The organism is Streptomyces sp. NPDC050164 (genome assembly GCF_044459945.1).
GTDB lineage: Bacteria > Actinomycetota > Actinomycetes > Streptomycetales > Streptomycetaceae > Streptomyces > Streptomyces coeruleorubidus_A.
Window position 1 is genome coordinate 113939 of the sequence record NZ_JBITJK010000015.1, and the last position, 14651, is coordinate 128589.

At 72.3% G+C, this 14651-nt stretch carries 11 protein-coding genes; 2 read left to right on the forward strand and 9 right to left on the reverse strand.

The features are described from left to right. Positions 1-149: 149 nt before the first annotated feature. Genes ACIBNA_RS21380 through ACIBNA_RS21390 form a run of 3 tightly spaced genes read right to left on the reverse strand, consistent with a single transcriptional unit; the run spans position 150 to position 5727 of the window. Positions 150-1589 (reverse strand): NAD-dependent succinate-semialdehyde dehydrogenase, encoded by a 1440-nt coding sequence (locus tag ACIBNA_RS21380; protein WP_399166737.1) that lies wholly within the window; start codon positions 1587-1589, stop codon positions 150-152. Continuing rightward, positions 1586-4462: an FAD-binding and (Fe-S)-binding domain-containing protein gene (locus ACIBNA_RS21385; protein ID WP_399166738.1), complete on the reverse strand. Its 2877-nt coding sequence runs from the start codon at positions 4460-4462 to the stop codon at positions 1586-1588. The genes ACIBNA_RS21380 and ACIBNA_RS21385 overlap by 4 nt, the downstream gene beginning before the upstream one ends. Next, positions 4459-5727 carry an aspartate aminotransferase family protein gene (locus ACIBNA_RS21390; protein WP_399166739.1) on the reverse strand — a complete coding sequence of 423 codons (1269 nt, stop codon included), beginning with the start codon at positions 5725-5727 and terminating at the stop codon, positions 4459-4461. The genes ACIBNA_RS21385 and ACIBNA_RS21390 overlap by 4 nt, the downstream gene beginning before the upstream one ends. A 227-nt stretch (positions 5728-5954) precedes the next feature. Between ACIBNA_RS21390 and ACIBNA_RS21395 the strand changes: the two genes are divergently transcribed. Beyond that, positions 5955-7577, forward strand: coding sequence for a PucR family transcriptional regulator (locus ACIBNA_RS21395; protein WP_399166740.1), 1623 nt, complete (start codon positions 5955-5957; stop codon positions 7575-7577). 528 nt (positions 7578-8105) lie between these two features. Here the strand turns inward: ACIBNA_RS21395 and paaE are convergent. The 5 genes from paaE to paaA are packed head-to-tail and all read right to left on the reverse strand — an operon-like array spanning position 8106 to position 11844. Further along, positions 8106-9221: a 1,2-phenylacetyl-CoA epoxidase subunit PaaE gene (paaE, locus tag ACIBNA_RS21400; protein ID WP_399166741.1), complete on the reverse strand. Its 1116-nt coding sequence runs from the start codon at positions 9219-9221 to the stop codon at positions 8106-8108. Continuing rightward, complete coding sequence (gene paaD, locus ACIBNA_RS21405; RefSeq protein ID WP_399166742.1) at positions 9221-9736, reverse strand: 1,2-phenylacetyl-CoA epoxidase subunit PaaD; 516 nt, start codon at positions 9734-9736, stop codon at positions 9221-9223. Before paaD ends, paaE begins: the two co-directional genes overlap by 1 nt. Then, positions 9730-10557, reverse strand: a complete 828-nt coding sequence (gene paaC, locus ACIBNA_RS21410; protein ID WP_399166743.1) for a 1,2-phenylacetyl-CoA epoxidase subunit PaaC — start codon at positions 10555-10557, stop codon at positions 9730-9732. Before paaC ends, paaD begins: the two co-directional genes overlap by 7 nt. 10 nt (positions 10558-10567) lie before the next feature. Next, the gene (gene paaB / locus ACIBNA_RS21415) at positions 10568-10861 is read right to left on the reverse strand and encodes a 1,2-phenylacetyl-CoA epoxidase subunit PaaB (RefSeq protein ID WP_307179257.1); all 294 of its coding nucleotides are present in this window, start codon (positions 10859-10861) and stop codon (positions 10568-10570) included. After that, positions 10858-11844 carry a 1,2-phenylacetyl-CoA epoxidase subunit PaaA gene (paaA, locus tag ACIBNA_RS21420; RefSeq protein WP_399166744.1) on the reverse strand — a complete coding sequence of 329 codons (987 nt, stop codon included), beginning with the start codon at positions 11842-11844 and terminating at the stop codon, positions 10858-10860. Before paaA ends, paaB begins: the two co-directional genes overlap by 4 nt. Positions 11845-12003: 159 nt before the next feature. On the opposite strand from paaA, the gene paaK reads away from it, so the two are divergent. Continuing rightward, positions 12004-13347: a phenylacetate--CoA ligase PaaK gene (paaK, locus tag ACIBNA_RS21425; protein WP_399166745.1), complete on the forward strand. Its 1344-nt coding sequence runs from the start codon at positions 12004-12006 to the stop codon at positions 13345-13347. An 8-nt stretch (positions 13348-13355) separates the two neighbouring features. Here paaK and ACIBNA_RS21430 read toward each other — a convergent pair whose 3' ends face one another. Then, complete coding sequence (locus ACIBNA_RS21430; RefSeq protein WP_399166746.1) at positions 13356-14561, reverse strand: PP2C family protein-serine/threonine phosphatase; 1206 nt, start codon at positions 14559-14561, stop codon at positions 13356-13358. Between the last annotated feature and the right edge of the window lie 90 nt (positions 14562-14651).

Below are 14651 nucleotides of genomic sequence, written 5' to 3' on the forward strand. Positions count from 1 at the left end.
CCGGGCGTCTCAGCGGTATGGCCCGTGCCCGGCCGGGGGGGGGAGAGGCCGGGCACGGGGCGACCCGCATGCGGCCCGGGGGGCGGGCCGAGTAAGCGAGGGCTGTGCGCGCGGTGCGCGATGGGGCGTGTGTCAGGACAGGAACACCGTCATCGCACGGGCACCGCGACGTACTGGTACTCCAGGAACTCCTCGATCCCGACCCGGCCGCCCTCGCGGCCGAGGCCGGACTGCTTGACCCCGCCGAACGGCGCGGCCGGGTTGGAGACGAGGCCGGTGTTCAGGCCCACCATGCCCACCTCCAGACCCTCGCTGACGCGCAGCCCACGGTCCAGGCCCTGGGTGAAGACGTAACCGACCAGACCCCACTGCGTGTCGTTGGCGCGGCGCAGGACCTCGTCCTCGTCGTCGAAGGTGAGGATCGCCGCGACGGGGCCGAAGATCTCCGTGTCCATCAGGCGGCTGCCGGGGTCGACGTCGGCGAGCACGGTCGGCGGGTAGAAGCAGCCCGCGCCTTCCGGCGTACGGCCGCCGACGAGCACCCGGGCACCGCGCTCGACGGCGTCGGCGACGAGCTCCGCGACCTTGGCCCGTCCGGCGGCGTCGATCAGCGGGCCGACGTCGACACCCTCCCGGGTGCCGGGGCCCACCACGAGCGCGCCCATGCGCTCGGCGAGCCGCCGGCCGAACTCGTCGGCCACCGACCGGTGCACGAAGAAGCGGTTCGCGGCGGTGCACGCCTCGCCCATGTTGCGCATCTTGGCGACCATCGCGCCGTCCACGGCCACGTCCAGATCGGCGTCGTCGAAGACGATGAACGGCGCGTTGCCGCCCAGCTCCATCGACGTCCGTACGACGGTGTCGGCGCACTGGGCGAGCAGCAGCCGGCCGACGCCCGTGGAGCCGGTGAAGGACAGCTTGCGGATGCGGCCGCCGCGCAGGAGGGGTTCGCAGACCTCGCCGGCGCGGGAGGTGGTCACGACGTTCAGCACACCGTCCGGGAGCCCGGCCTCCTTGAGGATCCCGGCCAGGGCCAGGCTGGAGAGCGGGGTCTGCGGGGCCGGCTTGAGGACCATCGTGCAGCCCGCCGCGATCGCCGGGCCGATCTTGCGGGTGCCCATGGCCAGCGGGAAGTTCCACGGCGTGATCAGCAGGCAGGGGCCGACCGGGCGGCGGGAGAGCAGCATGCGGTTGCGGCCGTCGGGCAGGGTGCCGCAGCCGCCGTCGATGCGCACGGCCTCCTCGGAGAACCAGCGGAAGAACTCGGCGGCGTACGCCACCTCTCCCCTGGCCTCGGCCAGCGGCTTGCCCATTTCGGACGTCATCAGGTGGGCGAGCTCGTCGGTGCGCTCGAGGATGAGCTCGTGGGCGCGGCGCAGGATCTCGCTGCGGGCCCGGGGTGCGGTACGTGCCCAGTCGGCCTGGGCCTGGACGGCGGCCTCCTCGGCGAGCCGTGCGTCCTTGGGGCCGGCGTCGGCGACATGGCAGAGGATCTCGCCGGTCGCGGGGTCGTCGACGGGCATGGTGGCGCCGTCCGCGGCGTCCACCCAGGCACCACCGATGAACAACTGGGTCAGTATCTCGGTCATGATGTCTCTCCTGTTCGATCGGCGGCGGGGTCGAGGAGTTCCGCGAGGTGCAGGGCGCGGATGTCCCGGTCGCCCGCGAGGTGGCCGATCTGGGTGGCGCAGCTGAAGCCGTCGGCCACGACGGTGCGTCCGTCGAGGTTGTCGATGCGGGGTTTGAGGGCGAGATCGGCGACGGCCATCGAGGTGTCGTAGTGCTCTGCCTCGAAACCGAAGTTCCCGGCGAGGCCGCAGCAGCCCTCGGCCTCGTCGACGCCACGTACGCCGAGCCGGCGCAGCAGGTCGGCGGGGCGGCGGCCCTTGAAGGTGGCGTACTCGTGGCAGTGGGTCTGGAGCACGACGTTCTCGGGCAGCGGCGGCGGGCTCCAGCCCTGGTCGGCGAGGTCCGTGAGGGCCCCGCCGAAGGTGTGCACCCGGTCGGCGACGCGCCGGGCGGCCTCGGTGCCAAGCAGTTCGGGGACGTCACGTTTCAACGCGGCCGCACAGCTCGGCTCGGCCACGATGATCGGCCGGTCGTCGCCGTTGTCGAGGGTGGCGACCGTGCGGGCCATGATTCTGCGGGCGACGTTCAGCTGTCCGGTGCTGACCCAGGTCAGTCCGCAGCACAGGCCGCCCTGGGGCGTGCAGGGGACGCCGGCGTCGGCCAGGACGCGGCCGGCGGCTCCGGCGACCTCGGGGCGGAAGGCACGGGTGAAGCTGTCGACGAAGAGCACGGCCTTCGCCGACTCGTTCGTCTTCGCCGCAAGCAGGGCCCTGCGCAGGGCACGCCGGGAGGCGAAGGCCGGGATCCTGCGCCGGGTGGTCACACCGCCCAGACGGGCGAGGAGCCTGCCGAACGGTCCCCGTAGCAGCAGATTGACCGGGCGGGCCACGTATCCGGCCAACGCCGACGTCAGCGGCAGCCAGCCCAGCGAGTAATGGGAACGCGGACGGAACCGTCCCTTGTAGTGCTGGTGGAGGAACTCCGCCTTGTACGTGGCCATGTCGACGCCGACCGGGCAGTCACTGGAGCAGGCCTTGCACGACAGGCACAGATCGAGGGCGTCTTTGACCTCGGTCGAGCGCCAGCCGTCCTGGACGGCCTCGCCGCGCACCATCTCCTGGAGCATGCGGGCCCGGCCGCGGGTGGAGTCGTTCTCCTCGCCCGTGGCCCGGTAGCTCGGGCACATCACCCCGCCCGCGTCACTGCGGCAGCGGCCGACACCGACGCAGCGGCGCACGGCGCCGGCGAAACCGTCCTCGTCATGAGGGAAGCCGAACGTCGTGTCCAGCAGCGGGAGTTCACGCAGCGCGAGGTCGGTGTCCAGCGGGGCCGGGTCGACGATCACGCCGGGGTTGAGCAGCCCGTCGGGGTCGAAGGTCCGCTTGAACGCGGCGAACGCGGCGATCATGCGGTGGCTGTACATGACCTCGAGCAGTTCGCTGCGCGCCCGTCCGTCGCCGTGCTCGCCCGACAGCGTGCCGCCGTGCTCGACCACCAGCGCGGCCGCCTCGGTCAGGAACCGGCGCATGACCGCCCGGCCGGCCTCGGTGGCCGGGTCGAAGTCGATCCGCACGTGCACGCATCCCGCGCCGAAGTGCCCGTAGAGCACGCCGATCAGGTCGTGGCTGGTCAGCAGCTTGCGGAAGTCGCGCAGGTAGGCGGCCAGGTGCTCGGGCGCGACGGCCGCGTCCTCCCAGCCCGGCCAGGACTCGCCACCATCGACGAGGCGCGCGGCCAGCCCCGCCCCGTCCTCACGCACCCGCCACAGCGACCGCCGCTCGGCCGGGCTCTCCACCACCCGGCCGCCGGTCATCCGCCCCCGCGCCCTGAGCACATCCAACAGCTCAGCGGCGCGGGCGTTCACCGCAGCCTGATCGTCACCCTCCAGCTCGACGTACAGCCAGGCCCGCCCCTCGGGCAGCCCGGTCACCGAATCCGCACCACGGCGGGCGCGCATGGTGGCGACGATCGCCTCGTCCATGCCCTCCACGGCGCTGGGCGAGAAGCGCAGGATCTGCGGCACGTCCTCGGCCGCCTCGACCACGTCCTCGTAGCCGAGCGTCAGCAGCGTGGATGCCTGTGCGGTCGCCACCAGGCGGACCGTCGCGGCGGTGACGACCGCACAGGTGCCCTCGGTGCCCACCAGAGCACGGACCAGATCGAATCCGTTCTCCGGCAGCAGGTGATGCAGCTGGAAGCCGGAGACCTGACGCGGGATCCGGCCCAGCTCGGTACGGATCAGCGCCAGGTTGTCCTCGACCAGCCGCCTGAGGTCGGATTCGAGCCGGGCGACGCGCCGCACAGCCTCCGCGTCGCCCGGCTCGGTGGCACGCAGCCCGGAGTGGTCGGCGACGGCCCGCACGCCGTCGGCCGTCACGATCTCCAGGGCCTCCACATGGCCGCTGGTCCGCCCGTCCCGCACCGACCGGTTGCCGCACGCGTCGTTGCCGATCATGCCGCCGAGGGTGCAGCGGCTGTGCGAGGACGGGTCCGGGCCGAAGTCGAGCCCGTGCAGGGCGGTCGCGTCGCGCAGCGCGTCGAGGACGACACCGGCCTCGACGCGCGCGGTGCGTGCCGCCGGGTCGATGTCCAGGATCCGGTTCATGTACCGGGAGAAGTCCAGGACGACTCCGAGGCCGACGGCGTTGCCGGCCATGCTGGTGCCGCCGCCCCGGGCGGTGACCGGGACGCCGGCCTCCCGGCAGGCCCGCAGCACCGCGACCACCTCGTCGGCGGTGCGCGGGAAGGCCACGGCCCGCGGCAGCACACGGTAGTTGGAGGCATCGTAGGCATAGGGGCCCGTCGCCCCCGGGCCGGTCTCCACCCGCAGGCCGGGCGCGATCTCGGCGATGCGGTCCGTCAGACCCTCCAGGTCGCGGGTGGCGGTGGTCATCGGTCCGCCGCTCCCGACGTACCGGCCTCCACGGCGTTCGCCCAGGCCTGCAGGCCCTCGTCCACGCCCGTCTCGTCGATCACGAGCGCCGGGATCATACGGACCACCTGGTTCCAGGCGCCGCACAGCAGCAGGAGCAGACCCTCGTCGATGGCGGCGCGCTGCACACGGGCGGCGGTCTCGGAGTCGGGGCTGCCGTCCTCGGTGACGAACTCGGTGGCGAGCATGAGTCCGAGGCCACGGACGTCGCCGATGCCCGGGGTCCGGTCGGCCACCGCCTCCAGACCGTGGCGCAGCCGCTTGCCCATCGCCTCGGCGTTCTCGACGAGCTTCTCGTCGCGTACGACGTCGAGGGTCGCGCAGGCGGCGGCGCAGGCGACGGCGTTTGCGCCGTACGTGCCGCCCTGCGAGCCGGGCCACGCCTTGGCCATCAGTTCCTCGGAGGCGGCGATGCCGGAGATGGGGAAGCCGCTGGCCAGGCCCTTGGCGGTGACGAGGATGTCCGGGGTGACGCCGAAGTGGTCGTGTCCCCAGAAACGTCCGGTGCGGCCGACGCCGGTCTGCACCTCGTCGAAGATCAGCAGGATGCCGTGCCGGTCCGCCCGCTCGCGCAGCCCTTCGATGAAGGCGCGGTTCGCGGGCACGTAGCCGCCCTCGCCGAGCACCGGCTCGACGATGATCGCGGCCGTGTCGGCGGGCGACGAGATCGTCTGGAGGGTGTAGTCGAGCTCCTTCAGGGCGAAGCGGGTGGCGGTCTCCTCGTCCCAGCCGTACCGGAAGGCCGTCGGGAACGGGGTGACGACCACGCCGCTCATCAGCGGGGAGAAACCGGACCGGAAGCGGATGCCGGAGGTGGTCATGGAGGCGGCGGCGACGGTACGGCCGTGGAAACCTCCGTGGCAGACCAGGACGTTGGGGCGGCCGGTGGCCTGGCGGGCCAGCCGCAGTGCCGCCTCGACGGCCTCGCTGCCGGAGTTGGTGAAGAACAGGCTGTCGAGACCGGCCGGCAGCACCTCGCCCAGCTTGTCGACGAGGCGGCGCAGCGGCTGGTGCATGACGGTGGTGTACTGGCCGTGGATCAGCGAGCCCACCTGCTCCTGCGCCGCCGCCACGACCTTGGGGTGGCAGTGCCCGGTGCTGGTGACGCCGATGCCGGCGGTGAAATCGAGGTAGCGGCGGCCGTCCTCACCGTAGAGGTGGACGCCCTCGCCCCGGGCCGCCACCACGGGTGTGGCCTGGCGAAGGTGCGGCGACAGTGCGGTCATGTTGTCTCCCGGCCGTACGTCGAGGTGTGGTTGCTTGGCTCAGCTCCGGTAACCGAGCATCCAAGCCCCCGCGACGGGCGACAACGCGTGATCTGTCCAGCCGGAACGCGTTGTTCGGACGTTGTGTCAACCTCCGAACCCCTCGGGTCCCGCCCGCCCCTGCCGTGGACAGCTCTTGCGCAGGTCAGTGGCGCTTGTCAGAGTGACCGGGCGAGCAGGGAGTCACCGTGGACGAGAACCACCCGAAGGCCCCGGCCGGTCGCGCGCCGACCGTCGCCGACGTGCTGGCCCTGCCCGTCCTGGCCGCCGGACAGCCCCAGGTCGTCACCGGGCTGGCCCAGCTGGACCGGCCGGTGCGCTGGGTGCACATCACCGAGCTGACGGACCCGGCGTCCTTCCTCAAGGGCGGGGAGCTGGTCCTGACGACGGGCATGCCGCTGCCCGAGGACACCGCGGGGGTCCGCCGGTACGTCGACGAACTCACCGAGGTGGGAGCGGCCGCCCTGGTCATCGAGCTGGTACGGCGCTACCACCGCCCGCCCGACGCCCTCGTCCAGGCCTGCCGCGCCCGGGGGCTTCCCCTGGTGACCCTCGCCCGGGACGTCAACTTCCTGGAGGTCACCCAGGTCGTCCACGCCCTCATCCTCGGCAACCAGGCCGACGCGATGCGCCGGACCCAGCGGATCCACGAGGCGTTCACCGCGCTGACGCTGCGCGGCGCGGGGCCTCAGGACGTGGTGCGCGCGGCGGCGGAGATGAGCGGCCGCACGGTCGTCCTGGAGAACCTGGTGCACCAGGCACTGATCTGCGAGCCGTCGGGCAGCACGGTGCGGGAGGCGCTCACCGGCTGGGAGCAGCGCTCCCGGGCCACCGAGCCGGGCGACCACACGGAGGTGGGCGGTCCGGAGGGCTGGCTGACCGCGCCGGTCTCCTACCAGGGTGAACGCTGGGGCCGTCTGGCCATGCTCCGGGCTCCCGACGACGGGCCGGACTTCGGGCCGGAGCACGTCACCGTCCTGGAGAGGACGGCGATGGCGCTGACCGTCGCCCGCCTCATCCACGCGACGCCGTGGGAACACACGGCCCACCGCAGTGCCCTGCGGGAACTGGCCGAACAGCGCCACCACTCCCCCGCGGACGCCCGTGCCCGCTGCGCCGCGCTGGGCCTGCCCACCGAGGACAGCCGATTCCTGGCACTGCTCGTCGACCTGGGCCCTGGAGCCGCGGGGGCGGAGCCGGAGTCCCGACTGCACCGGGAGCTCAGGTCGGCGGGTGTCCCGGCGCTCGCCGGCGAGCTCTCCCCCGGCCGCCTCGGTGTCCTGCTGGCCCTGCGCGCCGCCCAGCCCTGGCGTCCGGTGGCCGAGCGCCTGAGCCGCACCGCGCTGGGGCTGTACCCGGAGGCGCTCGTGAGCGCCGGCTCGGAGGTGGCGGACCTCGCCGACGCCGCCCGCTCCTTCCGGGAGGCGGCCCGCGTCATCGAGGCCACCCCGCCCGGCCAGCCCCTTCCCGCCGACCGCTCCTTCCACGAGCTGCCGGACATCGACCTGCGCCGCCTGCTGTACGCCCTGCGCGAGGACACCCGGATCCAGGACTACACCGAACGGCGCCTCGGCCGGCTCATCGACCACGACACCCGGCACGGCTCCGACCTGCTGACGACGCTCGGGCACTACCTCGACGCCGCCGGCAACAAGACCACCGCGGCCCGCCGGGGCGGCCTGTCCCGGGAGACCATGTACCAGCGTCTGCGCACCATCGAACGCCTCCTCGACACCGACCTCGAATCCGGTGAACGCCGCACCGAACTCCACGTGGCACTCACGGCGTTGCGCGTGCTGCGCGACGGGTGAGCGTCAGTTGGGCCGAGGCCCCGCCTGCCGGACCAGCCGCCACTCCTGCGAGCCGTCCGCGGCCTCCTTCTGGAGGGTGAGCGGCGCCCCTCGGGACGCACCGGCCCGCGTCCTCCAGGCGGACGTCGGGGACGTCCCCCGTTGCCGATGTTCGCGTCGTTGGTGTTGCCGCCGGTGCCGCTGACCTGGCCGGTCCTGCGGTTGACGAGCCGGTGGTAGGCCACGTCCGAGCGGCCGAGGCCGACCTCGGCGTGGGCGATCGTCGACGTGTCCTGGTCGTTGAGGATCACGATGCGGCCGCGGCCCAGTACTCGAAGGTGAGCAGCCACTCGCCGTCCGCGGTCCTCACGACCGACACGCCCCTAGGGTCTGTCGTTTGGATCAGGTCGCAGGGAATCGACGGCATCTCTTCAGCACCGGTGAGCGGGGCCTGGTGCGTGCAGCTGTAAGGCGGAGGAGGGCGGCACGACAACGCCGCGGATGCGCGTGCCAGGCCCCGCGTCTGCGACGTGATCCGAACGACAGGCCCTAGGTGTCGAAGTCCACCGTCAGGGCGTCGGAGACCGGGAACGACTGGCAGGTGAGGACGTAACCCGCGTCGACCTCGGCCGGTTCGAGGGCGAAGTTGCGGCGCATGTCGGCCTTGCCGTCGGTGACCAGGGCGCGGCAGGTGCCGCAGACGCCGCCCTTGCAGGCGAACGGCAGGTCGGGGCGGGTCTGCTGGGCGCCTTCGAGGATGGTCCGCTCGCGGGGTAGGGCGGAGGTGGTGGAGCGGCCGTCGAGGGTGACGGTGACCTGGCTGACCGGGCCGGAGGGGCCGGCCTCGGCGTGGTGGACCTCGCGTACGGGCTCGTCGTCGGCGTAGAACAGCTCCTGGTGGACGCGGTCGCCGGGCACGCCGAGGCCGGCCAGGACCTGCTGGGCGGCGCGGACCATTCCGTGCGGGCCGCACAGCCACCAGTGGTCGGCGGACTCCACGTCGACCAGCGCGTCGATGAGCACCGACAGCCGGTCGGCGTCGAGGCGGCCGGAGAGCACCTCGGCCTCGCGGGGCTCACGGGAGAGGACGTGGGCGAGCTGGAACCGCGTCGGGTAGAGGTCCTTCAGGTCGGCCAGCTCGTCGGCGAACATCACGGTGCCGGTGCGGCGGTTGCCGTAGAAGAGGGTGACCGTCGAGCGGGAGTCGGCGGCCAGGACGGACTCGGCGATGGAGACCATGGGCGTGATGCCGGAGCCTGCCGCGATCAGGACGTGGTGGCCGGGGGTGGTGAGGTCGGGAGTGAAGGCGCCGGTGGGGGCCATCACCTCGACGGTGCCGCCGGGGCGCACCTCGTGCACCAGCCAGGAGGAGAACAGGCCGCCGGGTACGACCCGGACGCCGATGCGCGGTGCCGTGCCGGCGGGTGAGCAGATCGAGTACGAGCGGCGCTCGTCCCGGCCGTCCACCTCGCGCCGCAGGGTGAGCGACTGGCCGGGCGCGAAGGCGAACTCCTCGGCCAGCTCGGCCGGGATGTCGAAGCTGACGGCCGCCGCGTCCTCGCACAGCGGCTGCACGGCGGCGACCCGCAGCGGGTGGAAGACCGGACGTCGGCGGGTACGCGCGCGCGGCGCCGGGGCGGGGGCCGGCTCCATCAGGTCCTCCATCAGATCTCCTTGACGTACTCGAACGGCTCGCGGCAGACGAGGCAGCGCCACAACGCCTTGCAGGACGTGGCGGCGAAGCGGGAGGTCTCCTCGGTGTCCGCGCCGCCGCACCGCGGGCAGGGCACCGAGCGGCGGGTCGGCGACAGCACGAGCGGCACCGGTCCGGCGGCGCGCGCGGGCGCTGCCCCGGGCGGGGCGATGCCGTGTTCGGCGAGCTTTCGGCGGCCGGCCGGCGTGATCCAGTCGCTGGTCCACGGCGGGTCGAGGACGGTGCGGATCTTGACGCGCGCGTAGCCGGCGTCCTTGAGCCGGGCGGCCACGCCTGCACGCATCTCGGCCATGGCCGGGCAGCCCGAGTAGGTCGGGGTCAGGCTCGCGACCACCGTCCCGTCCGGGTCCATGGACACCTCGCGCAGCACCCCGAGGTCGGCCAGGGTGAGCATGGGCAGCTCGGGGTCGGGCACCTGCTCGGCGATGCGCCGGGCCCGTCGCGCGTCCAGCAGCCCGGTCACCATGTCGCCTCCGGGTGGGCGCGGGCCACGCCCTGCAACTCGGCCAGCAGCGGGGCGAGATGCTCGGTGTGCTCCCCGCTGCGGCCCGAGCCGGGCAGCGGCCGGTAGACGGGCATGGGCAGCCCGGCCGCCTCGGTGACCTGACGCAGGACGGCGACGACCTCGTCCCGTACGTCGTACGCCGTGAACAACTCGCCCAGGTAGGGCGCCACCTGCTCCAGCGCCCTGCGCGTCCGGCGGTGCGACTCCTCGGTGCCGTCGCCCAGCCGTACCGCCCACTCGGCCGCGTACTGCCGGTGGTAGGTCAGCTCCTTCACACCCTTGGCGGCGATCGCCGCGAGCACCGGGTCGCGGTGGGCGGTGAGCCGCTCGAAGTGCGCGAGGCGCCAGCTGGAGAACACCAGCAGCCGCACGATCGAGAACGCGAAGTCGCCGCCCGGCAGTTCGGCCAGGCGTACGTTGCGGAACTCGCCGGCGTCGCGGAAGTAGGCGTAGGCGTCCTCGCCGCGCCCGGTGCCGTCGACCTGGCCCGCTCGGGAGTACAGCAGGCGGGCCTGGCCGAGCAGGTCGAGTCCGATGTTGGCCAGCGCCACCTCCTCCTCCAGCTCCGGGGCGCGGGTGGTCCACTCGGCCAGCCGCTGGGCCGAGACCAGGGCGTCGTCGGCCAGGGTGACGCAGAGGGCGGCCAGTTCCCCGGCGTCGACGCCGTCGGGCACGGCGGTCTCGACGCCGTGCAGGGGGTCCTCGAAGCCGGTGCCGTAGGCCCAGCGGGTGTCGTCCTCGTGTCCCTCGGCGAGGGTCATGTAGACGTGGTCGTCGCTCATACCCTCTCCTTCAGATGTGCGGGACGTCGTCGGGAATGTCGTAGAAGGTCGGGTGCCGGTAGACCTTGTCGGCGCTCGGCTCGAAGAAGGGGTCCTTCTCGTCGCGGGTCGAGGCGGCGATGTGCTCGGAGCGCACCACCCAGATGCTCACGCCCTCGTTGCGCCGCGTGTACAGGTCCCGGGCGTGCGTGAGCGCCATACGGTCGTCGGCGGCGTGCAGCGAGCCCACGTGGACGTGGTTCAGCCCGCGCTTGCCGCGCACGAACACCTCGTACAGCGGCCAGTTCTGCTTCTCGGCGGTCATGCCACCGCTCCCTTCTCCGAGCGTGCGGCCTGCTTGGCCGCGTGGGCGCTGGCCGCCTCACGCACCCAGGCGCCCTCCTCATGAGCGGTGCGTCGCCGCTCCATCCGCTGGGCGTTGCACGGGCCGTCGCCCTTGATGACCCGCATCAGCTCGTCCCAGTCGGGGGTGCCGAAGTCGTGGTGCCCGCGCTCCTCGTTCCAGCGCAGCTGGGGGTCGGGCAGCGTCACGCCGAGCTTCTCGGCCTGCGGGACGGTCATGTCGACGAAGCGCTGACGCAGTTCGTCGTTGCTGTGCCGTTTGATCTTCCAGGCCATGGACTGCGCCGAGTTGGGCGAGGCGTCGTCGGGCGGGCCGAACATCATCAGCGACGGCCACCACCAGCGGTTCACCGCGTCCTGCACCATCTCCCGCTGCGCCGCGGTGCCCCGCATCATCGTCATCAGCAGCTCGTAGCCCTGCCGCTGATGGAACGACTCCTCCTTGCAGATCCGCACCATCGCACGCGCGTAAGGGCCGTAGGAGCTGCGGCACAGCGGCACCTGGTTGCAGATCGCCGCCCCGTCCACGAACCAGCCGATCACTCCGACGTCCGCGAAGCTCAGCGTGGGGTAATTGAAGATCGAGGAGTACTTCTGGCGGCCCTCGATCAGCCGCTCGGTCAGATCCGCGCGGTCGGCGCCCAGCGTCTCCGCCGCCGAGTACAGATACAGCCCGTGCCCGGCCTCGTCCTGGACCTTCGCGAACAGAATGGCCTTGCGGCGCAGCGACGGCGCACGCGTGATCCACTCGCCCTCCGGCTGCATGCCGATGATCTCCGAGTGCGCGTGCTGCGCGATCTGCCGGACGAGCGTCTTCCGGTAGCCCTCCGGCATCCAGTCACGCGGCTCGATCCGCTGGTCCCGCGCGATCGTCGCGTCGAAGTGCTGCTGGAGAACCGGCTCGGCGCCGTCCGCCCCCGGGGGGCTGGAGTGTGTCGTGTCCATCCGTCCCACTTCCCAACCGACCATTCGTTCGGTCCATCATAGAACGCCCCCGCGCGCCTTGGTAAGCCCCTGATCCTTGACAGGCCTCGAGGCGGCTGGATTACTTGGCAGCGCTGAAGCTAACCGAATGGTCGGTCGGGTTACAAGGTGGTGCGTGAAGTGAGACGTACGGCTGACACGGCGGCTGGACAGCGACGGGGCGAACCCCTCCCCCACGACCTGCTGGACGACGCTGAGCGCCTGACGCGCGAGGAACTGTGCGAGCTCCAGCTCGACCGTCTGCGCCGGAGCCTGCGCCACGCCTACGACAACGTGGAGACGTACCGGAAGAAGTTCGACGAGGCCGGCGTCACGCCCGACGACTGCCGGACCTTGGCGGACCTGTCCCGCTTCCCCTTCACGACCAAGGCGGATCTGCGCGGCACCTACCCGTTCGGCATGTTCGCCGTCCCCATGGACCAGGTCCGCCGCGTCCACGCCTCCAGCGGCACCACCGGGCGCCCGACGGTGGTCGGCTACACGGAGAACGACCTGGCGATGTGGGCGGACCTGGTCGCCCGCTCGATCCGTGCCGCGGGCGGCCGCCCCGGGCACAAGGTGCACATCTCCTACGGCTACGGCCTGTTCACCGGCGGCCTCGGCGCCCACTACGGCGCCGAGCGGGCCGGGTGCACCGTGATCCCCGCCTCGGGAGGCATGACCGCACGCCAGGTGCAGATCATCCAGGACTTCCAGCCCGAGATCATCATGGTCACCCCCTCCTACATGCTCACGCTCCTCGACGAGTTCGAGCGGCAGGGCGTCGACCCGCGCGGCAGCAGCCTGCGGGCGGGCGTCTTCGGTGCCGAGCCGTGGACGGAGGAGATGCGCCGCGAGATCGAGGAGCGGATGGACATCCACGCCGTCGACCTATACGGCTTGTCGGAAGTCATCGGCCCGGGTGTCGCCCAGGAGTGTGTGGAGACCAAGGACGGGCTGCACGTGTGGGAGGACCACTTCTATCCCGAGGTCGTCGACCCGATCACGGGCGAGGTACTGCCCGAGGGCGAGGAGGGGGAACTGGTCTTCACGTCCCTGACCAAGGAGGCCCTGCCGGTCGTCCGCTACCGCACCCGCGACCTGACCCGGCTGCTGCCCGGCACGGCCCGGCCCGCCTTCCGTCGCATCCAGAAGATCACCAGCCGCTGCGACGACATGATCATCCTGCGTGGGGTGAACGTCTTCCCCAGCCAGATCGAGGAGATCGTGCTGCGCACGCCCGGCGTCGCCCCGCACTTCCAGATCCAGCTGACCCGGCGCGGCCGCATGGACCACATGACCGTCCGCGTCGAAACCCGCCCCGGCACACCCGCCGGACTGCGCGAGGCCGCCGCCCACGCGATCGCGAAGGACGTCAAGGACGCAGTCGGCGTCACCGTCGACGTGGCGATCGTCGAACCGGAGACCCTGGAGCGCTCCGTCGGCAAACTCCGCCGGGTCAAGGATCTGCGCGAGGAGCGGTAACACCTCCCTCACAGATAGCACCGCACCTCGGGAGCCACGCCGGGAGCGGTCCTCTCGGCGGGCACCCCCGCTTCGGATGCGGCCGGTTTGCGGATCAGGAGCAGTGCCGCGTCGTCGTGCAGCCGGCCGCCCACATGGGCCAGCAGCTCGTCGTGGAGCGCGTCGAGAGTGCGGGCCGGCTCGTGGGACACGTGGCGCTCCAGTCCTTCGGCGAGCGGATAGAAGGCCCGCCCGTGGTCCCGGGCTTCGGTCACGCCGTCGGTGTAGAGCAGCAGCTGGTCGCCTTCGTCGAAGGGGAGCTTGTGGAGGCTGGGCGCGTGACCGGCGAGGGCGCGCAGTCCGAGAGGCGGCGACGGATGGGCGGGCTCCACGGGCGTGACGCTCCCGCAGGCGCGCACCAGCAGCGGCGGCGTGTGCCCGCAGTTCACCACCTCCAGATGCCCGGCCTGCGGGTATCCGGCGACCACGGCCGTGACGAAGTCGTCGTGACCGAGGTTGCGCGCCAGGCTCCGCTCGATCCTGTCGACCACGGCGAGGAGATCGGGCTCGTCGTGGGCGGCCTCGCGGAAGACACCGAGCACCAGCGCGGCGGTCCCCACGGCGGGCAGCCCCTTGCCGCGCACATCGCCGACGATCAGCCGCACCCCGTGCGGGGTGGGTATCAGGGCGTAGAGGTCCCCGCCGATACGGGCCTCGGCCGCCGCGGCGCTGTAGCGGACGGCCACCTGGAACGGTCCGACGGTCGACGGCACGGGCTTGAGCAGCGCGTGCTGGGCGGTCTCCGCGACCGAGCGGACGGCCGCGAGCACCCGCTCCCGGCGCCCCCGCAGGACGCCGGCCAGGCCGCTCGCGAGGGTGACGGCCACCAGGGCGGACAGTACGGCGACCAGTTCCCGGCCCGGGATACCGTCCCGGATGCCGAGCGTCGCGCCGAGTGCGACGGCGAGGAAGCCGACCGAGAGGACTCCGCGCGGCCCGTTGGTCGTGGCCGCGAGGGCAGGTCCGGCCGCGAGCAGGGGCAGCCAGATCATCCCGGCTCCGCCGACGAGGTCGACGAGCACGATGACGGTGACGATCACCACGGGCAGGACGGGTGTACCGGCGGCCAGCTGCGCGAACGCGCGTCTGCAGGCCGAGGCCCGGGCACCGGCCACTCGGTTCTTGAACGGCCGTACGGCCCAGTGGTCGTCACCAAGGTCTCGGGTGTGGGTCATATCTGTATCCGTGGTCCTCACCTGTGAGCGGGGCGCCAGGCTGGGGGCACACCCTGGAAATGTCTGTTTCATCCAGAAAACGGGGTGAGC

Excerpts from the sequence above, each read along its gene's own strand:
- paaB (WP_307179257.1), bottom strand. The coding sequence starts at position 10,861 with ATGACCGCCGAGAAGCAGAACTGGCCGCTGTACGAGGTGTTCGTGCGC.
- ACIBNA_RS21430 (WP_399166746.1), bottom strand. The coding sequence starts at position 14,561 with ATGACCCACACCCGAGACCTTGGTGACGACCACTGGGCCGTACGGCCG.
- paaA (WP_399166744.1), bottom strand. The coding sequence starts at position 11,844 with ATGGACACGACACACTCCAGCCCCCCGGGGGCGGACGGCGCCGAGCCG.
- ACIBNA_RS21390 (WP_399166739.1), bottom strand. The coding sequence starts at position 5,727 with ATGACCGCACTGTCGCCGCACCTTCGCCAGGCCACACCCGTGGTGGCG.
- paaD (WP_399166742.1), bottom strand. The coding sequence starts at position 9,736 with ATGGTGACCGGGCTGCTGGACGCGCGACGGGCCCGGCGCATCGCCGAG.
- ACIBNA_RS21380 (WP_399166737.1), bottom strand. The coding sequence starts at position 1,589 with ATGACCGAGATACTGACCCAGTTGTTCATCGGTGGTGCCTGGGTGGAC.
- paaE (WP_399166741.1), bottom strand. The coding sequence starts at position 9,221 with ATGGAGGACCTGATGGAGCCGGCCCCCGCCCCGGCGCCGCGCGCGCGT.
- ACIBNA_RS21385 (WP_399166738.1), bottom strand. The coding sequence starts at position 4,462 with ATGACCACCGCCACCCGCGACCTGGAGGGTCTGACGGACCGCATCGCC.
- paaC (WP_399166743.1), bottom strand. The coding sequence starts at position 10,557 with ATGAGCGACGACCACGTCTACATGACCCTCGCCGAGGGACACGAGGAC.